Origin of the sequence: Methylotuvimicrobium sp. KM2 (genome assembly GCF_038051925.1) — a bacterium.
GTDB lineage: Bacteria > Pseudomonadota > Gammaproteobacteria > Methylococcales > Methylomonadaceae > Methylotuvimicrobium.
This window is the reverse complement of sequence record NZ_CP150634.1, coordinates 2988949-3012504: the sequence shown is the minus strand read 5'-3', so window position 1 is coordinate 3012504 and position 23556 is coordinate 2988949. Positions and strand designations below refer to the sequence as shown.

Genomic DNA, 23556 nt, shown 5'->3' with positions numbered 1-23556 from the left:
AAAGGAGGGTATTTACTGGAAATGCTTACTCAGCTGGGATCTTGCGGTCGGGTCAGCGATAGCGTGACCCGACCCAATCAAGCATGCTAGTTTAAGTCCAATAGCTTTTCAAGATAGTGAATGTTGCGTTGTCCGGCGATGAATCCGGAGTCGGTCATGATGTCTTTTTGGAGCGGTATATTCGTTTTTATACCGTCGATCACCATTTCGTTCAATGCGGTTGTCATTCTTGCAATGGCGCTATTGCGGTTTTCGCCGTGCGCGATTAGCTTACCGATCATCGAATCATAATAAGGCGGTACTTTGTAGCCGTTATAGATGTGTGTTTCGCACCGAATGCCGGGGCCGCCCGGCATGTGGAATTGATGGATCGTACCGGGACAGGGCATGAAGGTCTTGGGGTCTTCGGCATTCAGTCGACACTCGATCGCATGACCTTGAATTTTGACTTGCTCTTGAGTAATCGATAAGGGTAATCCGTAGGCGATACGTAATTGTTCCTTAACGATATCGAAGCCGGTGACCATTTCGGTAACCGGATGCTCGACTTGAACCCGCGTATTCATTTCTATGAAGAAGAATTCGCCTTTTTCATACAGGAACTCGAAGGTCCCTGCGCCCAGGTAGCCGATATCGCGGCAAGCTTTGGCGCACAATTCGCCCATACGGTTACGTTCTTCGTCGGTAATGCCCGGTGCCGGCGCTTCTTCGACGACTTTTTGGTGCCTTCGCTGCATCGAGCAATCGCGCTCGCCAAGATGGATCGCATTACCGTGTGAATCGGCCATCACCTGGAATTCGATATGGCGGGGATCTTCCAGGAATTTTTCCATGTACACGGTATCGTTTCCGAACGCGGCACTCGCTTCCGCTTTCGTCATGGTAATGGCATTGATCAATGCGGCTTCGGTATGTACGGTGCGCATTCCGCGTCCGCCACCGCCGCCGGCGGCTTTGATGATAACCGGGTAACCGATTTCCTGAGCCATTTGCAGGTTTTGCTTATTATTGTCGGTTAACGGATTGCCGTTGCCCGGTACACAGGGAATGCCGGCGGCTATCATTGCCTTTTTTGCGGCGATTTTATCGCCCATTATGCGGATCGTATCTGCATTCGGGCCGATGAAAACAAAGCCGCTTTGCTTTACTTTTTCCGAAAAATCGGCATTTTCCGATAGAAAGCCGTATCCCGGATGAATGGCTTCGGCATCGGTGACTTCGGCCGCGCTTATGATGGCTGGGATATTTAGATAGCTATCGGTGGATGGGGCGGGGCCTATGCAAACCGACTCATCGGCTAGCCTAACATGTTTTAGATCCCGGTCCGCCACGGAATGTACCGCGACAACCTTGACTCCAAGTTCACGGCAAGCGCGCAAGATGCGCAAGGCTATTTCGCCTCGATTGGCGATGACTATTTTATCGAACATGATTAAATACCTTTGGGTTGTTATTCAATGACAAACAAAGGTTGGTCATATTCGACGGGTTGGCTGTTCTCAACCAATATTTGCGTTACTGTACCGGTTTTATCGGCTTCGATTTGGTTGAGGATTTTCATCGCTTCTATGATACAGAGAGTATCGCCTGCTTGTACCGATTGTCCGATATCGACAAAAGGTTTGGCGCCGGGAGACGCGGACCTGTAGAAAGTGCCGACCATCGGCGATTTTACAATATGACCGGTTATTTTTTTCTCTGTCGGTTCTACAGGGCTTGGTGCGGGTGCCGAAGATGGGGTGGTCGGAGCGAATTGAGCCGGTGCGTAGTTCACTTGGGCGGCATTCGAGTAACGACTAATTCGGACGGATTCTTCCCCCTCACTGATTTCTAATTCGGCAATATCCGATTCTTCGATGAGCTCGATCAGTTTTTTTATTTTTCTAATATCCATTGTGTTATGTTCTCTTTGCTAATATCTCGTGAGCGGCCGTCAAGGCCAATTCGTAACCGATGGCTCCCAGTCCGCAAACAACTCCCACGGCAATATCCGAAAAATAGGAATGTTTTCTAAAAGCTTCCCGGGCATGTACGTTCGACAGGTGCACTTCAATGAAGGGAATCTTGGTCGCCAGCAATGCGTCGCGTATCGCCACGCTGGTATGAGTAAAAGCTGCTGGATTAATAATGATAAAATCGACATCGTTGGAAAAAGATCGATGAATCAATTCCACGATTTGGTGTTCGGCGTTATATTGGTGAAAACGGAGCGCGTGACCCAGAGTCGAGGCGGATTTTTCCATCGCCAGCTGTATATCGGCTAAGGTTTTGCTACCGTAATGGGTAGGTTCTCTTAGACCCAGCAGATTCAAGTTCGGACCGTTAATAACGCAAATATTCGCCATGCAATTGAAGTGCTAATTTAGATTCGGTGCCGATAATTCTCCCTAATTTAAGCACGTTTGTCCATATTTATGTCATTTAACACAAATAAGGCGTAATCACTGGATCTTTTAAGACATTTACATGGTTTATCGAATGATTTGATGTTTTCTCAGTCCATCAGAGGTTCGATGATTTCGATAATCTTGTTGCGGGATAATTGTCCGGATTGTTTATGAATTATTCGACCTTCTTGATTGAAGATAAGGCTGAAAGGAAGGATTCCGGCAGAATTTCCCCATTGTTGAGTCAAGATGATGCCTTGGTCGCCGGCGATTAGCATCGGATAATTGATGTCGACAAAGTCGAGATATTTTTTGACCGATTCTTTAGTTTCGATAGCGATGCCGACAAATTGCAAGCCACGGTCTTGGTATTCTTGCTGTAAGGCAACAAATTCGGGGATTTCTTCGCGGCAAGGAGGGCACCAGGTTGCCCAAAAGTTGACGATGGTGATTTTTCCTCGCCATTCGGATAGGCTGCGTTCGTTGCCGTTCAAATCGGGTAGTCGGTAATCCGGTAGTTCCATGGTTTCACTATGCGTTTCCGGCTGTGTTTTATTTTGTAGCCAAATTCCGCCGGCTAAAGCGACAACTGCGGCGATAATAAGTGCCGTGGTTTGTTTCATAAATCAACTTGCCGCAGTATGTTTAAAAAAGCGTTGGCATCCTGATAGCCTATCACGCGTAAATGTTTTTTTTCGGCTAGGTCGGTACCGAAAAATAAAGTGGCCGGAGGCCCGACTAAGTTAAATTTTTTCAGCAAGGCTTGATGTTCAAAATTGTTTGCCGTGACGTCCGCCTTCAATAAAACGAAGCGATTCAGTTCTTGTTTGACTTCAGGGTGCATATAAGTATAGGCCTCCATTTCCTTACACGAGACACACCAGTCGGCATAAAAGTCGAGCATGACCGGTTGATTGTTGCGGGCTGCCCTTTCTATGCTGTTTTCGAGCTCATGTAGCGAGGCGACTTCGACAAAGGGCAGGGGGCTTTCGGCCTTGGCTGTGCTTGCTAAACTCAGTCCCTGCAAAGGTTTTAGCGGGTTATGGTTGCCCATGCCTAAGCCGATCAATAACAGGACGCCGTAGGTCAGCATCACGACTCCGGCGCCTTTCCAAAGCTTTTTCCAGCCGCCTGCATTTTCGCTCAACGGGTCAATCGCTTTCAGGTAAATGGCCGGTATGATCAGTAATAAGGCCCATAGGAACATCGTGATATCGGGCGGCAAAATACGGTCCAGCATCCATAGGGCGACAGCCAGCATGATCACGCCGAAGACCGCTTTGGTTGCATTCAGCCATTGACCGGCCTTCGGTAATAGTTTTCCGGCCGATGCGCCGAGTATCAATAGAGGCACTCCCATACCGAATCCCATCGCGAATAATGCGATGCCGCCGAGCACGGCATCGCCGGTTTGGCCGATATAGATCAACGCGCCGGCCAACGGAGCCGCAACGCAGGGGCCTACGATCAAAGAAGATAACGAGCCCATGATCGCCGCGCTCCAAAACGAACCGTCACGGTGTTTGTCGCTGGATTTATGCAGTCGAGTTTGAATCGATGCGGGCATTTCTAGGTTGTAAAAACCGAACATCGACAACGACAACAATACGAAAATACCGCTGAACAGCGCGATAATCCAAGGTTGTTGAAAGGTCGTTTGTAGATTGCTGCCGAATAACGCTGCCAAGACACCGAAAACCGTGTAGGTCAATGCGGAGGCGGTGACGTAACTCAGTGATAAAAGAAAGGCGCGGCTAGTGGTTACCCGGTTGCGTTGACCGACGATTATGCCGGATAAAATCGGTATCATCGGAAAAATACAGGGTGTGAAAGAAAGTAACAACCCGAAGCCGAAAAAGGACAGTAATGTTAGCCAGAGCGTGTTTTGATGCAAAGATTGAACGATGCGGTCTTGTTCGGATTGCGGTTCGTCGACCCGAGTGCTTGTAAAGGCATTGATCGGCTTCGATGCCTGTGCGGTCATCGGTAGATCCAATGGCGTGCTTTGCGACATCGGAGGATAACATACGCCTCGATCCGCGCAGCCTTGAAATTGTGCTTGAAGAATAATATTTTGTTGATCCGCTTGATAGCGGTTAATCGGCAAATCGAAGCTTAGGTCATTACGGAAGATTTCAACGTCGCCGAATTCCTCGTCGTGGTAAGGCGTGCCTCCGGGCAAAGTGAAGTTGCCGATTTTTACTTTTTCGGAATCTAGGATATCGAATTGAAATTTGTCGCGATATAGATAATAGCCTTCCGCAATTTGCCAATTGACGGTCAGCGTGTTCGGGTCCTTGACCGAAGCGAAAAAGCGGAAGGCTTGTTCCGCCGGAAGCAATTCATCCTGGAACAGATTTAGCTTTAAGTCGCTCAGGCCCTGAACTAAGCCGAAAATCGAGCCGGTTTTCGCGGGAGCCTCTTGAGGCGCTAGGTCTACCGTCAGTGCGGTCTTTTGAGGAGGATAACAAATGCCGATATCGGCGCAACCCTGATGTTTAACTGTCAATTGCAAGGTGTTAAGCGCATTGTCTAGCTTGATGATCGGCACTTCAACGGCGAGTTTGTTTCGATAAATGACCATGTCGCCGAAAAACTCGTCATGCTTCGTTTTTCCTGGAGGATAAGTGATATCGTCGAGTGTAATCCGTTCTGACCGGCTTTCAACGCCCAATTTATCACGGTACAAATAGTAGCCGTCGGCGATCTGCCAGGTTAGAACGATTTTATTCTCTGTATTAGCCTTGGCGGTGAGTTTAAAAGCTTGCTCTTGCGGCAGTAAGTCGCTTTCGCTGATGGCAAAGACGGCTTGATGAAAATTTGCAATGAGGCAAAGCAGTATTATTTTGATAGGCATGAATCGATCCATTTCAGATACTCAGGCAAAGCGTGTTCGACAGAGACCGCGACGATCTCGGGAAGTTCATAGGGATGCGTCTCTTGTATGCGTTGTTCCACTTGCGGGTAAATATCGCGTCGTGTCTTAACGAGCAACAGGTATTCCTGATCCGTTTCGATTTGATCTTGCCAGCGATAAACGGAAGTCAATCCTGGAAGAATATTTGCGCAAGCGGCTAAATTTTCTACGATTAATGTTTGAGCGATAGAGCTTGCCGTATTCTGATCCGGACAGGTGCAAAAGAGGATAATGTGATTCGACATAACTGGAGACTCGGTCAATTTGTTCTGGAGTTTCGGTTTTAAAATCCCTATATTGTAACGTTTAATTCAGGATAAGGTCTCGGTGCGATTTTTCGCCGGTCTTGGTTCATTGATTTTGAGCGGATGAAAATGGGTTCATAACTTTCGTACTTCAAGTTTCGGAAGTGCCCGAGGGCTCCCGGTGCCGGATTTCGATCTTAGAGTAGGTATAATTGATTTCAAATGGGAAACTTTCCGGGGTTATCTGTTTCCAATGTGAAATTTGTTTAGGAATTTTAAATGAAAGTTTTTCAAGTTGTATTTTTGTGTTTTTTGATCATTCCTTTTTTGGAGATTTATTTGCTGCTGCCCATCGGCGGCTTGATCGGTGTATTTCCGACGGTTGTTTTGGTGGTATTTACTGCCGTATTGGGCGCTGCTTTGTTAAGACAGCAAGGTTTTGCGACCTTAAGGCGTTTTCAAGATAATTTGAACCAGGGCGTGGTTCCCGCTTACGAAATGATTGAAGGGCCGATATTGCTGGTTGGTGGAGCATTGTTATTGACTCCCGGTTTTTTTACCGATGTGCTTGGCTTTGCATGTCTAATACCTCAGCTGCGCGGCAAAATCGCCCGTTATGTGATTGAGAACCACCTGATACAGACGGGTAGCGCGGTTCATCCCGGGCGATCCAAAGATAATAATGTCTTGGAAGGCGAATATAAAAAGGAGGATTGACAGGTCTTTCTTATTAAGCCGCTTGATCTACGTCCCTGTAGAAATTAAGCGGCTTATTGGCTACTTTCCGGTTCGCCGCTAGTGCAAGTGTTCTTGTTGAGCCCGGAATAAACCGGACACCAACCGAAAAAAGAGGTGCCGATCAATACGGTTCCTAACAGTAATAAAATAATTTTTGCGGTGAATAAAGATATCAATACCAATGCCGCGCCTCCGAACATGCGGTATTTTTTATCCTTATCGCCAAGATTGTGTTCGAATTTTATCATGCGTTTAAAATCGAAGCTCATTGTAAGTCCCCTCTGCTAATTAATGTTGGTTATTAAAGCCCGGTCCGGCCGTCATTATTGCTTTCCTTAAACGCGCATAGCTTATAGAAATGTTTCAACGATAACAAATGGATATTACTTCAATTATTAATCCTCTCAATGATGCTCAACGCGAAGCGGTATCGGCGCCGTCCCGCGCAATGTTGGTTTTAGCCGGCGCCGGTAGCGGCAAGACCCGGGTCTTGGTGCATCGCATCGCTTGGCAGATTCAAGTCGAAGGCCATTCGCCGCATAGTATCTTGGCTGTCACCTTCACTAATAAAGCCGCAACGGAAATGCGCACCCGTATCGAAGATCTGCTCAATATTTCTGCGCGTTCGATGTGGATAGGCACCTTTCATGGACTCGCGCATCGCCTGCTCAGACGTCACGCCAAAGAAGCGCAACTGCCCGAGACTTTTCAAGTGATGGATTCGGACGACCAATTGCGGCTGATCAAGCGTCTCTACAAAAACCTGAATCTGGACGAGGCCAAATGGCCGCCCAAGCAAGCGCAATGGTATATCAACGCGCAAAAAGACGAGGGTATTCGGGCCAAGCACATGCCGGAAACCGGCGATTTTTTTGCGCGGCAAATGCTGGCGATTTATAAGGCTTACGAAGAGGTCTGTCAGCGCTCGGGTCTGGTCGATTTTGCCGAACTGCTGCTGCGCGCGCATGAATTGCTGCGCGACAATCCCGAAACCTTGAGTTTTTATCAACAACGGTTCCGGCATGTGCATGTCGACGAATTTCAAGATACCAATACGATTCAATATGCCTGGCTGCGGCTGTTGACGCAAGATCGCGATAATCTATTCGTGGTCGGCGACGACGATCAATCCATTTACGGATGGCGCGGCGCGAAAATCGAAAATATTTTTCGATTTCAAAAGCATTATCCGAACCATAAGGTCGTCAAACTGGAACAAAACTACCGATCGACCGGCCATATTCTGAAAGCGGCCAACCGGGTCATCGAGCATAACGAAGGACGAATGGGCAAGGAGCTTTGGACCGATAGCGGGGACGGCGAGCCGATTTCGGTTTATGCCGCGTTCAACGAGCAGGACGAAGCCTATTACGTTGTCGAGCGTATTCGAAAATGGGTCAATGAAGGTGGAATGCGCAGCGACATCGCGATTCTTTACCGTTCCAACGCGCAATCGCGCCAGTTCGAGGAAAAGCTGATCGCGACCAGTATTCCTTATCGTGTCTACGGCGGCTTGCGCTTTTTCGATCGGGCCGAAATTAAAAATGCCTTGGCTTATTTGCGCCTGATGGCCAATCTTGACGACGATGCCTCGTTCGAACGCGTCGTCAATACGCCGACGCGCGGTATCGGCGCCAAATCTTTGGACGACATCCGAGTATTGGCGCGCGACAGGAATCTGTCCCTTCGCCAAGCGGCCAAGCTCGCAATCGATCAAAAGTTGATGACGCCGAGAGCGCTGAACGCCATGCACGGATTCATTGCCTTGATTCGACACCTCGCCGAACAGACGCAAGGCTTACCGCTGTTCGAGCAAGTCAAACTCGTTGTCGAAAAGTCCGGTTTGATCGAGTTTTATAAAAAAGAAAAAGACGATAAAGGCGAGGCACGCGTCGAAAACTTGGAAGAATTGGTCAATGCCGCACGACTGTTCGAGTACGATCAAGATAACGAAGAAAATTTAAGCGAACTCGATATGTTTTTGGCGCATGCGGCGCTCGAAGCCGGCGAAATGCAAAGTGGTGCCGAGCAAGATTGCGTGCAGCTGATGACCTTGCATGCCGCTAAGGGCTTGGAATTCAAGAGGGTGTTTTTGGTCGGTTTCGAGGAAGGTTTGTTTCCGTCGCAACAATCGATCGAGGATCCGGGGCGCTTGGAAGAAGAGCGTAGGCTTTGTTATGTCGGCATGACTCGCGCGATGGAAAACTTGTGTTTGACTTATGCTGAATCCCGGCGTTTGTGGGGGCGCGAAACCTATCCGAAGCCTTCGCGGTTTTTGCGAGAAATTCCGACCGAAACGCTTCAGGAAGTCAGGATGCGCGCCCAGGTCAGCCGTCCGGTTTCATTTACCGGAAACGTGGATAGTCATGAGCCGGGTTCATACAAATTGGGGCAGCGCGTCCGCCATGAAAAATTCGGCGAAGGTGTGGTGCTGCAAAGAGAAGGCAGCGGCGCACAGGAGCGCATTCAGATCAATTTCCAGCAGGTGGGTATCAAATGGTTGATGTTGTCATATGCCAAGTTGGAAGGAGTGGGAGTTTAACACACATAGTAGCCCGGATGCAGCGTAGCGCAATCCGGGAAGTTCGGAGCCATGCCATTCCCGTATTCCGCTACGCTGCATACGGGCTACATGCTTTATAGCCGTGATTTTCGTGTGTTTCGTGGACGAAATGCTTTTCTAGGTAAAAAGGCAAATAGTCATTGCTTCGGTAAAAACCCTTTCAACTCAGGCAGACAAGAGCCGCAGCCGGTTCCTGCGCTGAGTTTTTGCCCGATTTGTTCGATGTTCGCCAAATTGAATTCCCGAACCGCTTTGGCGATCGACTTTTCGCCGACATTGAAACAGGAACAAACCAAGCGGCCGCAATCCTCTTGTCCTTCCGGCGGCAAAGCGCTCAATAATCGTAAGCGCTCCTCTTTGTTGATCTGCGGTTGCGCGAATAGCGTTTCAAGCCAGCCGGTTTCCGGCAATAGCGGTGATGAGGACACGAACAGGCAAACTTCCAGTCGACCGTTGATGATTAGCGCACTGCGATAATCGCCCCGTTCCGGATCGCTGTATTCCAGACAATGAGGCTTGTTCGATTCGCCGGATAACGAACTTAACCAATCGCGCCAAGAAGGGAAGGGGGTACGGTCGGCCAGCTCGTAGCGGATGAAGTCGTTGCCTTTGAATGTAACGCGATATTCTATATCGTCTATGGCCAACGGCGAACGCGACAATAGCGTTGCGTACCAAAGCGCTCGGTAAGGCGTGATGGTTACCGGCGTTTGTTTGCTTTCCGGTTGGCCGGAATGCGGATCGACCACCGGGTTGACTAATGCGCCGACGCGTCCTCTGCTAGTGAGTTGCGCCGTCCAGTGCATCGGCACGAAGAGGCTGCCGGGTTGCTGGTTTTCGGTGACGACGACTCGGGCAATCATGTTGCCCCAAAGACTAGATACCGTCGCTAGGTCATGCGTTTGTAAATGATAACGTGCCGCGTCGAGCGGATGAATCTCGACGAAAGGCTCCGGTTTATGAGCATTCAGTTTCGCCGACAAGCCGGTTCGGGTCATCGTATGCCATTGATCGCGCAGGCGTCCGGTATTCAACGTAAAAGGATAATTCGGATCGGGCTTGTTAACCGGCAGGCGCGGGCGTATCGCAATGAACCGGGCTTTTCGAGACGCGGTATGAAACTTACCGTCGGTGAACAGGCGCGCGGTGCCGTTAGGATTCTTCTTGGTGACCGGCCATTGCACAGGTTGTAACCGGTCGTAAGCGTCTTCGGTCAGATCCGCGAAGGCTGAAATATCGAAATCGCGCGGTTGGTCTTTCCGGTTATTTTCAAAGCCGGACAGCGCGGCATGTTCGCGGAAAATGTCGGCACCGGACCGGTAGGCGAAGGCATGATTGAAGCCCATGCGGACGGCGACTTGACTGACGATCCACCAATCCGGCCTAGCGTTTCCGGAAAACGGGAATAGCGGTCGCTGACGCGATATTCGCCTTTCCATGTTCGTGACGGTACCGTTTTTTTCGCTCCAGCCGGCCGCCGGTAAGCGGACATGTGCCAAATCGACCGTATCGGTATTCTTGATGCAATCCGATACGATGACGAGATCGCAGCGTTTCAGCGCATTTTTGACTTTATCGGCGTCCGGCAGTGTGACCACCGGATTCGTTGCGATAATCCAAACCGCCTTGACGGTGCCCGCATCGATTGCATCGAACAGTTCGACCGCTTTCAGGCCGGGACGGGTCGCGATCCTATCGGTTTGCCAAAAGCGGGCGACGCGGTCGATATGCTCGGGATTATCCAATTCCATGTGCGCGGCCAAGGTATTGGCCAATCCGCCGACTTCGCGACCGCCCATCGCATTCGGCTGGCCGGTGAACGAAAAAGGCCCCATGCCCGGTTTCCCGATTCTACCGGTCGCCAAATGGCAATTGATGATGGCATTGCATTTATCGGAGCCGGAGGCCGATTGATTGATGCCTTGCGAATAGACCGTAACGGTTTTAGCGGTGTTCGCATACCAACTGTAAAACGTTTCGACGTCGACCGAGGACAAGCCGCAGTCTTGCGCGACAGCTTCAATACTTCCTGCAGTACTTTGGGCGGACTGTAAAGCCCATTCGAAATCCTGAGTATGCGCGGCGATATAGTCGTTATCGAGCGCATCGCTTTGTGCCAAATAGGCCAACAAACCGTTGAATAATAAGCCGTCCATGCCCGGTTTGATCGCCAAATGCAAATCCGCGCTGTCGCATGTTGCGGTTCGGCGCGGGTCGATGACGACGACTTTCAGTGCCGGATTGTTTTCTTTGGCCTTGAGAATACGCTGAAACACGACCGGGTGACACCAGGCGGTGTTCGAGCCGGTGAGCACGATCAATTCGGCGGCTTCCAGGTCTTCATAGTTGCACGGGACGGCATCGGCGCCGAAAGCCCGTTTGTAACCAGTGACCGCCGAGGACATGCATAGCCTTGAATTGGTGTCGATATTGGCCGAACCGATAAAGCCTTTCATGAATTTATTGACGACATAATAATCTTCGGTCAATAACTGGCCCGAAACATAGAACGCTACCGAGTCGGGCCCGTATTGCCGGATGACAGAAGTCAAACCGTCGGCAACGGTGTCGAGCGCGGTATTCCAGTCACAGGGTATGCCATCGACTTCGGGATGCAGCAGACGATTTTCCATGGATACGGTGTCGCCCAAGGCCGAACCTTTCGAGCACAGTTTACCGAAATTGGCGGGATGATCCGAATCGCCTTCTATCGTCACTTTGTGGGCGATAGCATCATCGACGGTAGCAACGATACCGCAGCCGACTCCGCAATAAGGACAGGTGGTTTTGATCGTCTTTCCGTTCATGGCGGCAGTCACGCGGCAATCGACAAGGTTGGGCGCCCGAAAATTAAAAAATCGCGGTACGGCGAAATATCGGTACCGTTTTTTAAACAATCGAGATACCAAGCCGAATCGCCGGTATCGCCATAAAGCAAGATGCCGGCGATACGCCGGTTCTTGATGACCAGTTTTTTATAGATATACAGGGCAGGATCCTTGAAAACGATCTGCTCGTAGTGTTCGCCGCCATTGAAATCGCCCGCCGAAAACAGATCGATGCCGGTCACCTTGAGCCGGGTTACCGGTAATAAGCTTTGATAACGCGCATCGCTTCGATGACTCAATTGCCTGGCACAGACTTTGGCTTGCTCGTACACCGGCGCGACCAGGCCGAATAATTCGCCCCGATGCTGCACGCATTCGCCGACCGAATAGATATTAGAGTCGCTGGTTTGCATCGTGTCGTCGACGACGATGCCTTGTTCGCAGTCGAGACCGATGGTTTTTGCGAGCGCGATATTCGGCTTGATACCGGTTGCCATGATCAGTAGGTCAGCGGGTAGAGAACTACCGTCGCTCAAATCGACTTCCGAGACATGGCCGTTTCGGCTGATGATGTTTTCGATCGTGCAACCCAGCTTGAAATGCAGGCCCTTGGCTTCGAGCTGCGCTTTCAAGAGATCGCCGGCCTCGTTATCGAGTTGGCGATTCAATAAATGATCGGCGCGATTGATGACGGTCACATGCATGCCGCGCTGCTTAAGACCGTTGGCGGCTTCCAAGCCCAACAAGCCGCCGCCGAGTACGATGGCGTGCCGTTTGCTTCGGCTTTTTGCGATCATCGTTTCGACATCGGCGATTTCTCGGAAACTCATCACGCCTTCGGTGTCGCGGCCCGGAATCGGTAGAATCAACGGCAGCGAACCGGTTGCGATCAATAACCGGTCGTAAGAAGCTTCCGTGCCGTCCTTTGCGATCACGCGGCGGCGGCTCCGGTCGACATCGACGACGGTTTTATCCGGGCCGCAATGCAAGGTGATATGGTGTTTTCGATACCAAGCGAAGTCGTGAATCATGATGTCATCGATCCGTTTTTCGCCGTACAAGACCGGCGTCAGCAGGATGCGGTTGTAATTCCCGTAAGGTTCGGCGCCGAACACGGTGATGTCGTATAAGTCGGGTGCCGATTCGGTCAAGGCTTCGACGGTGCGCATGCCCGCCATGCCGTTGCCGATGACGACCAGTTTTTGTTTCATGATCATTCTCCTCAAAGAAGAAGCGGGCGCGATGACTTTACCCGAGCGTGTTAATAGCCAAGCGATTAAAAAGAAATGTTGCCCTGTACCCAAACCTTTTGCGTGTCGTTTTGGGCAAAAGCGGGGGCGTTGGCATCGGCGGCGTAATAGGCGTACTTCAGCAAGACGGAATAGTGCTTGCCGAAGGCTTTGGTGACTTGGAAATCGTATTCGTTGCCGTAATCGATACTACCGCTGTCGTCGGTGAAGTTGTGATAGACGAACATTAAATTGGCGCCGAGCACGCTGCTGCCCAAGGTGAAGTTGACGTCCCGAATACCGTCGGCCGGCGTTGCCAGAAATCGGTCGGCCCAGCCTTGAAAGGCATGGTTAGTGCCGAGCGGCGTTTGGAAGGCATTGCGCCCGTTGCCGTTAAGTTGTTCCATCGCCGCTTTTGCAGTGATGCCGAATAGCGTCAAGCCGCCCATCAGGTTGTAGCGATCCAATGCGAAGTTGTTCGGATTGTTTTGATAATCGGCTTGATAGCTGTATTCGGCCGTGTAATGCAGTGCCAAGTCTTCGTTGATTTGCGGCGAACCGATCAATCTAATACCGTAGGTCTGGCTGGAGCGGCCGAACAACGCCCTGTCTTCGGTATATTTCAACCAGTAACCGTAAGCAACGGTACTGCCCAAATTACCGAAGTTGTAATTGACGTTGAGTAAAGGCAGTTCGGTGTTGTCGGTCAACGAAAGAATGTTTCGGACCCTGCCGATATAGCCGGCCCGAATCGTCAAATCGGCAATCGACGTGTTCGTCACCAGCACAGAATCGTAGGTCATCTCCATTTGCCGCCAACCGACGTTACCGATGAAACGGTCGTCATCCAGCTTGATGCGTTGCCGTCCGCCCTTGATCAATGTATCCGGAATACCGTTAAAAGTGAGCCAGAGTTGATTCAATTCGTGCCGGTCGGCCGGGTCGGCGACAACATGATAACGGCTGTTGCCGGTCGATACGCCATTGTAATCGCGTTGCGCAGCAAAGATATTCTCGTATTCGGCGAAGCCTTGCCAACCGAATACATTCGGACTCAAATACCCTAGACGTAAGCGAAAGGTATTGGCATTGGCCGGTTCCGGCGGGGTGCCTTCGGTGTTGGCGTGTTCGTAACGATAGTTTAGGTCGAAAGTGACTTGACCGTATTTACCGTCGCTTTGTCCGAACTTGAGTGCGTTTTCGATCGTTTCGTCAAATTCGCCGGCCCGGGCGGACGATGTTATTGCGATTAATGTTGCCGAACAGGCGATATGCCAAGACCTTCGGGTTTTAAGCGGTAAAGCGGTAGCTAATAGCATCGTATTCTCCTTAATGAACATGAAATCGTTTTGGTCGGCTATGCGATCCTTAAGGGCTGGATAGGCAACACGGCAGACAAAGGATGTATCGCGTATCCTATACAAACCTGAGGAAATCAGGCTGTATCAGGCATCTCTTCCAGAAGACGCCGTGAATCCGTCCATGGAGGCTTGAGCGCGGCATCCATGCCGCGCACACTTCTTCCAGAGCCGCCTGATACAACCTTAATCCATTGGTGTATATGATTCTTTTATCCCGAACTGAGGTTATATAAGCGTCTCAATGCGTATGCTCGCATTCGGCCAGAAAGGTCAGTAGGCTTTCTCGGTACTGGTAATAATCCGGGTGATCGAGCAAGGCTTGTCGTGTGCGCGGCCTTGGTAGGTCGATCGTTTCGATCTTGCCGATCTTCGCGTGCGGGCCGTTGGTCATCATCACGACTCGGTCGGCGAGCAAGATGGCTTCATCGACATCGTGGGTCACGACGATCGCGGTGACATGGGTTCGTTCCCAGACTTCCATCAGAACTTCCTGCAATTCCCAACGGGTCAGAGAATCGAGCATGCCGAAGGGTTCGTCGAGCAATAACAGTTTCGGCGACAAGGCAAAGGCGCGGGCGATTCCCACCCGTTGGCGCATGCCGTTGGAGAGGTCCGCTGCTTTTTTATCCATCGCATCGGCCAGTCCGACGCGGGTTAAGTAATATTCGACGATATCATCGCGTTCGGATTGCGATGCATGCGGGTAAACGTTGTCAACGCCAAGCATGACGTTCTCGAACGCGGTCAACCAAGGAAATAGGCTGGGCGATTGGAATACGACGCCCTTGTCCGGACCGGCACTGTCGATTTCTTTGTTGTCGAGTACGATACCGCCTTCGGAAACGTCGGTTAGGCCTGCGGTCATCGACAACACGGTCGATTTACCGCAGCCCGAATGGCCAATGATCGAGATGAATTCGCCTTTTTTGGCTAACATGTCGAATCCGTCTACAACCTTGACCGTGCTTTTACCGTCGGGTGTCGGATAGATTTTCGAGAGTTGCGAGAATTCCAGATAACGAGGTTTGCCCAAATCGTTTTGTTTGGGTTTTAAAGCTGAGATGTCCAATTTCCAATCGTTGCTGGTGTTGGGCCGAACATCCGGCAAGACTAAATTTTCTTTATCGGTCGCGTCGGTTTTTTGCATGCCGACATTCATCAAGTAGCGAGTAATTTCGGCGCGAAGTTTCTTGAAGGTTTCATCGTGATTCAGCGCTGTTCGGTCGCGCGGTCTTGCCAACGGTATCTTGAAACTGGGGCCGAATGTCGCGCCGGGCCCGGGATTTAGCGCGATGACGCGATCGGCCATATAAATGGCTTCGTCGACATCGTTCGTGATCAAAATGACGGTTTTCTTTTCCGCTTGCCAAATCGCGAGGATTTCGTCCTGGAGTTTACCGCGCGTCAGTGCATCTAGTGCGCTCAAGGGTTCGTCCAACAACAAGATATCGGGATTGGCGGCCAAAGCCCGGGCCACATTGACGCGTTGACGCATGCCGCCCGACAGTTCGGCCGGTTTTTTAGTCATTGCCGCCCCCAAATTCACCATGCGTACGTATTTTTCGGTATGCGCTTTACGCCGGTCGGCAGGCCAATCCTTGAAGCGTTGATCGACGGCCAGTGCGACATTGTCGAATACGGTAAGCCAAGGCAGCAGCGAATAATTTTGAAAGACCACGCAACGGTCAGGCCCCGGTCCCTTGATCGGCCGGCCTTGTTTAAGCACCTCGCCGCTGTCGGCCTCGATCAATCCCGCGATCGTTGAAATCAGCGTGGTCTTGCCGCTGCCGGAAAAACCGACGATCGCGATAAATTCGCCTGCCTCGATGTCCAGATTGATGTTTTTCAATACCGGCGTTTTACTCTTGCCCTCGCCGTAGGATTTGCAAACGTTTTTGAGTTGCAGGAAAGGTTTCAAGGTATGAACCTTAGCTAACGGCGCGGCGGGTGCCGGCGTGTCGATTGATTCGTCATCGATACGTAAGAGTCGGGATGTTTTCATGTCGGTCTCCGGGTCAGAGTGTTTTGCCGAAGGAGAAGGCTTGTTGCAGCGAATGCATGACGCGGTCCAGCATGAAACCGATGATACCAATCGTGAATACCGCGACCATGATACGGCCTAAGGAATTCGAGCTGCCGTTTTGGAACTCGTCCCAGATAAACTTTCCGAGGCCGGGGTTTTGTGCGAGCATTTCGGCTGCGATCAGCACCATCCAGCCGACCCCAAGCGACATGCGCATGCCGGTGAAGATATAAGGTAAGGCCGAGGGCAGTACGATCTTCTTGATCTGCGTGCTCCAGTTAAGACGAAGGACTTTGCCGACATTGACCAAATCCTTGTCGATCGACGATACGCCGACCGCGGTGTTAATCAGCGTCGGCCATAACGAGCATAGCGTGACGGTAATCGCCGAGGTCAAAAAGGCTTTTTCGAACCATGAATCGTCCGTCGTGATGTAGACCGCGCTGACAACCAGCGTCACAATCGGCAACCAAGCGAGCGGCGAAACCGGTTTGAAAATCTGAATCATCGGATTGATCGCGGTATTGATGACAGGGCTCATGCCGCAAAGAATACCGAGCGGCACAGCAATCAACGTTGCAATGATAAAGCCCGTGAATACGGTATAAAGACTGGTCAAAATTTGATCGAAGTAAGTCGGTTTTCCGGTATAGGGCCGTGTTTTGATTTCGGCTTGCGGGTCGCGCGCCAACTTTTGTTGATTGCGGATTTTTTGGCGCTCGTAGAATGCGGCCATTTTTTTTCTTTCGGCATGATGGGCGTCGATCAGTCCCTGCGCTTCTTGCCATACCGCTTCAGGTCCCGGGATTGCCCCCAAACTGGTTTGGATTTTTACGGCCGAGGCATTCCAAAGGCCAAGAAATACGACGAAAGCCAGTATCGGCACGATGATCGTCAAACCGATTTGCCGCATTTGCTGCTGCGGATTTTCGCCGGCGCAAAGCTTGACGAACGGGACGAACCAGGTCAGCCCGGTCACGTTGAAAAATTTGATTAATGTAGTCGACATGGCGAACCTCTTTGTCTAGCTAACGGTCATGTTTGGGCGTGAATGTCTAAAAAAATGGCGCATCCTTGCACCTAGGCGACATTCGATGTCACTATCGGAAGGGGTTGTTCTTTATTTAGGATTTAGTGATAAATAACGTCCTATTGCTATGAGTTTTGTTGAGGGTTCGGCAACTCGCTTGGCAGGACGCCGTGAATACGTCCGTGTAGGCTTGACGGCGGCTTTCCCTGCCGCCGACACCTGCCAATCGAGCTACCGAACCCTCCATAGGATGGGAAAGTTATTGACGACCAAATCCTTACTTGGTTTATTCGGAGCGATGCGCCGTCATTGGCTGATTTTTCCGTCTTTCAATATTTCTTTGCCTTTCAGGCCGATTGTGAATTTCGTTAGGTATTCGTTCGGTTTGCTGCCGTCGTAAACAATGCCGTCGATAAAATCGGCTTGCGGCGGTTTGAATCCGGTTTCGTTTTCAGGCGGAAAATCGCTTGCCTTGGCTTTGCCTTCGGCAATCAATTCTTTTGCGGCGGCTCTATAGATATCGGGGCGATAGACTTTTTTAGCCGTTTCTACGAACCATTCGTCGGATTTGTATTCGTTGATTTGGCCCCAGCGGCGCATTTGCGTCAGAAACCAGATTGCATCGCTGTAATAGGGATACGTGGCGTGATAACGGAAAAATACATTGAAATCGGGCAGCGAACGGACATCGCCTTTTTCATATTCAAAAGATCCGGTCATGCTGTTAGCAATCACTTCGTAGTCGGCGCCGACATAACGGCTGTCGGAGATAATCTTGGCCGCTTCCATGCGGTTCTTATTGTTTTCGGCGTCGAGCCAAATAGCCGCGCGAATCAGTGCCTTGACGACTGCCAAATGCGTGTTCGGGTTTTTATCGGCCCAGGTTTTACTGACACCGAATACTTTTTCCGGGTTGTTTCGCCAAATTTCATAATTGGTCACGACGGGTACCCCGATGCCTTTGAACACCGCTTGCTGGTTCCAAGGCTCACCGACGCAATAACCGTATATCGTGCCGGCTTCGAGCGTAGCCGGCATTTGCGGCGGCGGAGTGACCGACAGCAGCACATCGGCATTGAGTTGTCCGACCGTTTCGCCCGGCGGCGCGTAATAACCGGGTTGAACACCGCCGGCCGCCAGCCAATAACGCAGTTCGTAGTTATGCGTCGAAACCGGAAATACCATGCCCATGTTGAACGGTTTGCCTTCGGCCTTGAATTTTTCGATCACCGGTTTCAAAGATTCGGCTTTGATTGGATGCACCGGCTTGCCGTCTTGCATTGGTACATGAGGTTTCATTTGTTGCCAGATGTCGTTCGAAACGGTCACGGCATTGCCGTTTAGGTCCATGCTAAATGCGGTAATCACATCGGCTTTCGTGCCGAAGCCTATTGTCGCGCCCAAGGGTTGTCCCGCCAGCATATGCGCGCCGTCCAACTCGCCGTTGATGACGCGGTCGAGCAATACTTTCCAATTAGCTTGGGCTTCTAATTGCACATAAAGGCCTTCATCTTCGAAATAGCCTTTTTCATAGGCGATGGCTAATGGCGCCATATCGGTTAGCTTAATGAAACCCAATTTCAGGTCTTCTTTTTCGATGTTTTCTACCGAAGCAGCATTCGTGCTTGCCATAAGTAAAAAGGCTGCGGTAGCCGCCAATATGGTCGGTCGTCGTTTATCGTTGGATACTAAGTTTGAGTTCATGGTTGGTTCCGCAAATATAAAATTCAGGCAAAAAAAAGGCGTCTGCCATGCGATAGGAGAGTTATCGCATGAGAGACGCCTTTGTCCGGTTTGCTCGACAGTGAGCTTGTCAGTTGCTCCATCGTCGGAGATTTATTGATATTTAAGCAAATGTAATGCCAACATTGATATTCTTACGTAATCGTAATTAATAATTCAATAATAACAGGAAGATAGGTTTTTTTAGATTTGAGAGTGACGGAGACGCGTTTTTTTTCTTGGCAAACGATGGCATGATTTAGTGCATGGATAGTCATTGCTAGTGCAACATGGCACCAAATGTGTGCGTTACCGTATACCTAGAAAAAGCATCTCACCATGAAGTTGATGAAGAAATAAGAAGTTAATTCAATAGCATATTCTGCCTATGCAGATAATTTGTGCTTCCCTAAAGTGTTATTCAAAATTACCATTGAAAGACTTCATGAACTTCATCTGGTTCATGGTTAAATTGCCGGATTTAGAATATTGATTGTACTGACGATTTTTAGATTATCGATAAGGAGACTCGGGGTATTCTCGTCAACAATGACCGATTCCATCCATGGCCCATTCGCAAATAACTTTGTTACGCCCGGTTTTTTTGGCTTTATATAGGGCCTGATCGGCGCGTAAGATAAGACTTTCCATTGTGTCGCTCTGTTTTCGAGCCGCGATACCGATCGATAACGTAATGGTGCCGATCGATTCGTTGCTATTTTTGCGCTTTAGTTTGCTGTTTTGTAATGATGTTCTGATTTTTTCGGCAATATCCTGCGCTGTGGATAATGAAGTGTCGGGCATGATGATGGCCAGTTCCTCACCCCCGTAACGAGCAACATAATGATGTTTTTCGCTATACTTTTTCAGTAGCGATGCGGTGAATTTCAACACATTGTCGCCGATTAAATGTCCGAATTTATCATTGACCTGCTTAAAGTGGTCCAGATCCAATAGTGTGAGGCAAATGTCTTTGTCGCTCGATTCCTCGAGGAGGTTGGTTAGCGTTTCATCAAATGTTCCGCGATTCAATAGTCCGGTAAGAGCATCGACGGTCGCCGCTTCCTTGACTTTTGAAAGTTCCTTGCGCAGCTGCTCCATTTCTTGATTAGCGGCTTCCAGTTGTGTCTTAAAATGATCGCTGGTGTCAATTAAACTCTTTGTTTCACCGGCAATTTCGGTCAGCACGGTTTTCAATTCTTCCAAATTCGTTATGCTTTCCAGGCGTATCGATTTTTCCTCGAAACTATCGCTGGCTTCGGATGCTTTTTGCTGGGTTTCATTAACCGATTTTTCGGTATGATTAATGATCCTTTGTATATCTTGATTGATTTTGTCGAACGATACCAGTGCCGCATGACAGATATGTTTTTTATATAAAGCTAGGCCGGTCTCCATATCGAAAGGATCATTTTCGGCAATGAGTTGATCGACAGCGGCCTTGAGGTTGTCATTGTAACTCGCTGTATATTCGTAAAATACGGCATAATTGATTGGGGTTGGGGTGATTTTATGCCGCATCATGAGTTTAACGATGCGATGCATAAATTGAATGTTTTCTTCGGTGGAGTAGTCGTAATCGGTTCTAAACGGCATGGGGATAGGTGTCCGGGTAGTCAAGTATCAATAGGCAAGATAGACGATCATCCGTGAGTCATACTGTAATTTCTAAGCAGGTGTTCGGGCGGTGCCTCGGATTGCAAGGGTAGGCTGTAAAGAATGCGTCGGAGCGTTACGAGATCGATTTTTCTTATGTTTATTTATATACCCTCCGCACTTCAAATTTCGGCAGTGCCTTAGAAGGCACCCCGGTGCCGAATTTTGATCTCCGATAGGTATACAGAAGAGCTTAGTTTATTCGTTTCATTTTACAAGTGTCTTATCTCGTTATATATATCGCACAGCTCTTATTTTTTATCGGTTTTTTGATCGAAAAGAAGTAGCAAAAGCGATAAATAAAAACCAATGAAAATTTTTTTTCGGATACCTTTATAATTACTTCCAATGATGATTACCCTTCAAACGTTTAACAAATGATGGCAAAAACCGGGTCTTATCGAATATTAATGGTGGAAGACGATCCCGGCGATGCTAATTTGGTCCGTCAGGCTTTACGTGCGTCTCGGGACGTCCATTTCGAAATTATTTGGTCGACAACCTTGACCGAAGCGAAGCGTCTGTTGCAGGACCGTTCGCTCGATGTGGTTTTGCTCGATTTGACCTTGCCCGATTCGAGTGGGCTCGATACCGTAGATGCGGTTCGTCAAGTCGCCGGAATTTTGCCATTGATTGTCTTGACCGGTAATGACGATAGTCAATTCGCATTGCGCACATTGGATAGCGGAGCCCAGGACTATTTAGTCAAAGGTCGTTTCGAAACTGACGGATTGGTGCGCGCGATTCGTTATGCGATTAGTCGCGTCCGCCTTGAGCAACGTTTGGCTGAAACCGGCATGCATTTGCGGACGTTAATCAATGCGCTGCCGGATATCGTTTGCTTTAAGGATGGCGAAGGGCGTTGGCTCGAAGCGAACGATTACGATTTGAAATTGTTCGGTTTGGAGCATGTCGATTATCGAGGAAAAAAAGACTCAGAGTTAGCGGTTTACCAAGACTTTTACAAGGAGGCTTTTTTGGCCTGTGAAGCCAGCGACGAAAAAGCCTGGCAAGCCGGAGTTATGAGCAGAGTTGAAGAAGAAATTCCTCGTCCCGACGGATCTTCGCGCACGTTTGAGATTCTTAAGATTCCCTTGTTTCATGAAGATGGTCGCCGCAAAGGCTTAGTCGTGGTTGGACGCGATATTAACGAGCGTAAACAAGCCGAGGCGCGTCATAGACTTTCCACGCGTGTCTTTGAAACGGCCGGTGAAGCGATCATGGTGACTGATCCCGATGCAAACATTATTGCTGTTAATCCGGCCTTTACGCGCATTACCGGTTATACCGAAGCCGAAGTGCAAGGAAAAAACCCACGCCTGTTAAACTCCGGGCGATATAGTAAATTGTTTTGGGCTTCGATGTGGCGATCATTGCGGAATAAAGGAGAATGGGCCGGCGAAATCTGGAATCGACGCAAGAACGGAGAGATGTTTCTGGAATGGGAAACGATCAGTGCGGTTAGGGATGAACGAGGGAACGTGACGCAATATATCGCCGTATTTGCGGATCTAAGCGAAATCAGGCGTGCGCAAGAGGCGGCCGAAAAATTGGCGTGGCGCGACCCGTTGACCGGTCTAGGCAACCGTGCTCTGTTCTTGAAGGAATTGGAACAAACCTTAATTAGCATAGATCGGAAAGGGCGATGCGCCGGCGTGCTTTTATTAAATCTTGACCGTTTTAAGGATATTAATGAAGCTCGCGGACTGGCGATCGGCGATGAATTGCTTAAAACCGTCGCTACCCGTTTGTTTGATACATTGAGTGATGATGATTTATTGGCAAGGTTGGATTCCGACGAGTTTGCCGTTTTACTGACGCGCCAATCGCCTACGCAAGAAGCATTCGGACGAGAAGCGTTAGCGCTGGCGGAAAAATTGCGAGCCGAATTGCGAGGTGGGTTCGAGGTCGACGGTGAGCTATTGCATCTCGATGCTGCGGTCGGAATCGCACTGTGTTCCGAAGGAAGCGGTGAAACAGCAATCGATATATTACGTCAGGCCGATATGGCCATGCATCGCGCCAAAACCGAAGGCGGAGGACGTGTTGTGTTCTTCGAAACTGCGATGGGGGATGCGGTCAAGGAACGTTTCAAGCTCGAAGGCGAATTGCGTACGGCGATCGCCGAAGGGCAACTCAAACTTTATTTGCAGCCACAGGTCGATAGCGACGGTGTCCAGGTTGGAGCGGAGTCTCTGGTGCGTTGGCAGCATCCCGAACGAGGCTTGATCATGCCCGGAGTATTTATTCCGCTGGCCGAAGCCACCGATTTGATAGTAGCGCTCGATCGCTGGATGCTCGGTTCGGTTTGCAGGATATTGGCCGAACTCGATGGCGAAGGCCGTTCGATTCGGCTTTCGGTAAATATTAGTCCGAGGCATTTCGAACGTTCGGATTTCGTGGCGGAAATAAAACGGCAATTGACGCTGAGCGGTGCCGATCCGACGCATTTGGTTCTGGAAGTGACCGAAGGGTTGATGATCGGTAATCTCGAAGATGTCGTGGCTAAAATGACTACATTGTCGACGATGGGCATTCATTTTTCGATGGATGATTTCGGCACCGGTTATTCGAGCTTGGCTTATTTAAAACGCTTGCCGATACATGAAATAAAAATCGATAAAAGTTTCATACAAGATGCTCCGACCGACCCTAACGATGCCGCATTGGTCGAAACCATTTTAGCGGTCGCGGAACATTTGAGTTTACAGGCAGTGGCTGAAGGGGTGGAAACTCAAGCGCAGAGCGACTTTTTGAAAGCTCGCGGCAGAGTGATTTATCAAGGGTACCTATACGGTAAACCCGAGCCGGCGGAAACTTGGTTGCAACGCTTGAGAGATCAGTAAGAAGGCGTATG

General features: G+C 49.8%; 17 protein-coding genes. 3 read left to right on the top strand and 14 right to left on the bottom strand.

Annotated features, from left to right (window positions below):
• Positions 1-86: 86 nt before the first annotated feature.
• From accC to cutA, 6 genes are all read right to left on the bottom strand, one after another.
• The gene (accC, locus tag WJM45_RS12635; RefSeq protein ID WP_341325456.1) at positions 87-1430 is read right to left on the bottom strand and encodes an acetyl-CoA carboxylase biotin carboxylase subunit; all 1344 of its coding nucleotides are present in this window, start codon (positions 1428-1430) and stop codon (positions 87-89) included.
• A 20-nt stretch (positions 1431-1450) separates the two neighbouring features.
• On the bottom strand, positions 1451-1894 hold the full coding sequence (gene accB, locus WJM45_RS12630; RefSeq protein WP_341325455.1) for an acetyl-CoA carboxylase biotin carboxyl carrier protein: 444 nt from the start codon (positions 1892-1894) through the stop codon (positions 1451-1453).
• Positions 1895-1898: 4 nt separating this feature from the next.
• Positions 1899-2345: a type II 3-dehydroquinate dehydratase gene (aroQ, locus tag WJM45_RS12625; RefSeq protein WP_341325454.1), complete on the bottom strand. Its 447-nt coding sequence runs from the start codon at positions 2343-2345 to the stop codon at positions 1899-1901.
• 149 nt (positions 2346-2494) lie between these two features.
• Positions 2495-3010 carry a redoxin domain-containing protein gene (locus WJM45_RS12620; protein WP_341325453.1) on the bottom strand — a complete coding sequence of 172 codons (516 nt, stop codon included), beginning with the start codon at positions 3008-3010 and terminating at the stop codon, positions 2495-2497.
• Entirely contained in the window at positions 3007-5244 is a 2238-nt protein-coding gene (dsbD, locus tag WJM45_RS12615) for a protein-disulfide reductase DsbD (protein ID WP_341325452.1), read from the bottom strand. The genes WJM45_RS12620 and dsbD overlap by 4 nt, the downstream gene beginning before the upstream one ends.
• On the bottom strand, positions 5229-5549 hold the full coding sequence (cutA, locus tag WJM45_RS12610) for a divalent-cation tolerance protein CutA (protein ID WP_341325451.1): 321 nt from the start codon (positions 5547-5549) through the stop codon (positions 5229-5231). The genes dsbD and cutA overlap by 16 nt, the downstream gene beginning before the upstream one ends.
• Positions 5550-5828: 279 nt before the next feature.
• Between cutA and WJM45_RS12605 the strand changes: the two genes are divergently transcribed.
• Complete coding sequence (locus WJM45_RS12605) at positions 5829-6266, top strand: FxsA family protein (RefSeq protein WP_341325450.1); 438 nt, start codon at positions 5829-5831, stop codon at positions 6264-6266.
• 53 nt (positions 6267-6319) lie between these two features.
• On the opposite strand, the gene WJM45_RS12600 is transcribed toward WJM45_RS12605, so the two are convergent.
• The gene (locus tag WJM45_RS12600) at positions 6320-6556 is read right to left on the bottom strand and encodes a DUF2892 domain-containing protein (RefSeq protein WP_341325449.1); all 237 of its coding nucleotides are present in this window, start codon (positions 6554-6556) and stop codon (positions 6320-6322) included.
• A gap of 107 nt (positions 6557-6663) precedes the next feature.
• On the opposite strand from WJM45_RS12600, the gene uvrD reads away from it, so the two are divergent.
• Entirely contained in the window at positions 6664-8829 is a 2166-nt protein-coding gene (gene uvrD, locus WJM45_RS12595) for a DNA helicase II (RefSeq protein WP_341325448.1), read from the top strand.
• A gap of 158 nt (positions 8830-8987) precedes the next feature.
• Here uvrD and WJM45_RS12590 read toward each other — a convergent pair whose 3' ends face one another.
• From WJM45_RS12590 to WJM45_RS12560, 7 genes are all read right to left on the bottom strand, one after another.
• A complete protein-coding gene (locus tag WJM45_RS12590; RefSeq protein ID WP_341325447.1) occupies positions 8988-11657 on the bottom strand; it encodes a molybdopterin-dependent oxidoreductase in 2670 nt (889 codons plus the stop codon).
• A gap of 8 nt (positions 11658-11665) precedes the next feature.
• Positions 11666-12889: an FAD-dependent oxidoreductase gene (locus WJM45_RS12585; RefSeq protein WP_341325446.1), complete on the bottom strand. Its 1224-nt coding sequence runs from the start codon at positions 12887-12889 to the stop codon at positions 11666-11668.
• Between the two features lie 65 nt (positions 12890-12954).
• Positions 12955-14226, bottom strand: a complete 1272-nt coding sequence (locus tag WJM45_RS12580; protein ID WP_341325445.1) for an alginate export family protein — start codon at positions 14224-14226, stop codon at positions 12955-12957.
• 280 nt (positions 14227-14506) lie between these two features.
• Complete coding sequence (locus tag WJM45_RS12575; RefSeq protein WP_341325444.1) at positions 14507-16270, bottom strand: nitrate ABC transporter ATP-binding protein; 1764 nt, start codon at positions 16268-16270, stop codon at positions 14507-14509.
• A gap of 13 nt (positions 16271-16283) precedes the next feature.
• The gene (locus WJM45_RS12570) at positions 16284-17300 is read right to left on the bottom strand and encodes an ABC transporter permease (protein WP_341325443.1); all 1017 of its coding nucleotides are present in this window, start codon (positions 17298-17300) and stop codon (positions 16284-16286) included.
• A gap of 327 nt (positions 17301-17627) precedes the next feature.
• Positions 17628-19025, bottom strand: a complete 1398-nt coding sequence (locus WJM45_RS12565) for a CmpA/NrtA family ABC transporter substrate-binding protein (protein ID WP_341325442.1) — start codon at positions 19023-19025, stop codon at positions 17628-17630.
• A gap of 561 nt (positions 19026-19586) precedes the next feature.
• Positions 19587-20639: a GGDEF domain-containing protein gene (locus WJM45_RS12560; RefSeq protein WP_341325441.1), complete on the bottom strand. Its 1053-nt coding sequence runs from the start codon at positions 20637-20639 to the stop codon at positions 19587-19589.
• Between the two features lie 437 nt (positions 20640-21076).
• Between WJM45_RS12560 and WJM45_RS12555 the strand changes: the two genes are divergently transcribed.
• The gene (locus WJM45_RS12555) at positions 21077-23545 is read left to right on the top strand and encodes an EAL domain-containing protein (protein ID WP_341325440.1); all 2469 of its coding nucleotides are present in this window, start codon (positions 21077-21079) and stop codon (positions 23543-23545) included.
• Positions 23546-23556: the final 11 nt, after the last annotated feature.

What these genes read in the sequence shown, in the direction of transcription:
- accB (WP_341325455.1), bottom strand. Translation starts at nt 1,894, where the DNA reads ATGGATATTAGAAAAATAAAAAAACTGATCGAGCTCATCGAAGAATCG.
- WJM45_RS12575 (WP_341325444.1), bottom strand. Translation starts at nt 16,270, where the DNA reads ATGAAAACATCCCGACTCTTACGTATCGATGACGAATCAATCGACACG.
- dsbD (WP_341325452.1), bottom strand. Translation starts at nt 5,244, where the DNA reads ATGCCTATCAAAATAATACTGCTTTGCCTCATTGCAAATTTTCATCAA.
- WJM45_RS12600 (WP_341325449.1), bottom strand. Translation starts at nt 6,556, where the DNA reads ATGAGCTTCGATTTTAAACGCATGATAAAATTCGAACACAATCTTGGC.
- WJM45_RS12605 (WP_341325450.1), top strand. Translation starts at nt 5,829, where the DNA reads ATGAAAGTTTTTCAAGTTGTATTTTTGTGTTTTTTGATCATTCCTTTT.
- accC (WP_341325456.1), bottom strand. Translation starts at nt 1,430, where the DNA reads ATGTTCGATAAAATAGTCATCGCCAATCGAGGCGAAATAGCCTTGCGC.
- WJM45_RS12620 (WP_341325453.1), bottom strand. Translation starts at nt 3,010, where the DNA reads ATGAAACAAACCACGGCACTTATTATCGCCGCAGTTGTCGCTTTAGCC.
- WJM45_RS12555 (WP_341325440.1), top strand. Translation starts at nt 21,077, where the DNA reads ATGATGGCAAAAACCGGGTCTTATCGAATATTAATGGTGGAAGACGAT.
- WJM45_RS12570 (WP_341325443.1), bottom strand. Translation starts at nt 17,300, where the DNA reads ATGTCGACTACATTAATCAAATTTTTCAACGTGACCGGGCTGACCTGG.
- cutA (WP_341325451.1), bottom strand. Translation starts at nt 5,549, where the DNA reads ATGTCGAATCACATTATCCTCTTTTGCACCTGTCCGGATCAGAATACG.
- uvrD (WP_341325448.1), top strand. Translation starts at nt 6,664, where the DNA reads ATGGATATTACTTCAATTATTAATCCTCTCAATGATGCTCAACGCGAA.
- WJM45_RS12580 (WP_341325445.1), bottom strand. Translation starts at nt 14,226, where the DNA reads ATGCTATTAGCTACCGCTTTACCGCTTAAAACCCGAAGGTCTTGGCAT.
- WJM45_RS12560 (WP_341325441.1), bottom strand. Translation starts at nt 20,639, where the DNA reads ATGCCGTTTAGAACCGATTACGACTACTCCACCGAAGAAAACATTCAA.
- aroQ (WP_341325454.1), bottom strand. Translation starts at nt 2,345, where the DNA reads ATGGCGAATATTTGCGTTATTAACGGTCCGAACTTGAATCTGCTGGGT.
- WJM45_RS12565 (WP_341325442.1), bottom strand. Translation starts at nt 19,025, where the DNA reads ATGAACTCAAACTTAGTATCCAACGATAAACGACGACCGACCATATTG.
- WJM45_RS12585 (WP_341325446.1), bottom strand. Translation starts at nt 12,889, where the DNA reads ATGAAACAAAAACTGGTCGTCATCGGCAACGGCATGGCGGGCATGCGC.
- WJM45_RS12590 (WP_341325447.1), bottom strand. Translation starts at nt 11,657, where the DNA reads ATGAACGGAAAGACGATCAAAACCACCTGTCCTTATTGCGGAGTCGGC.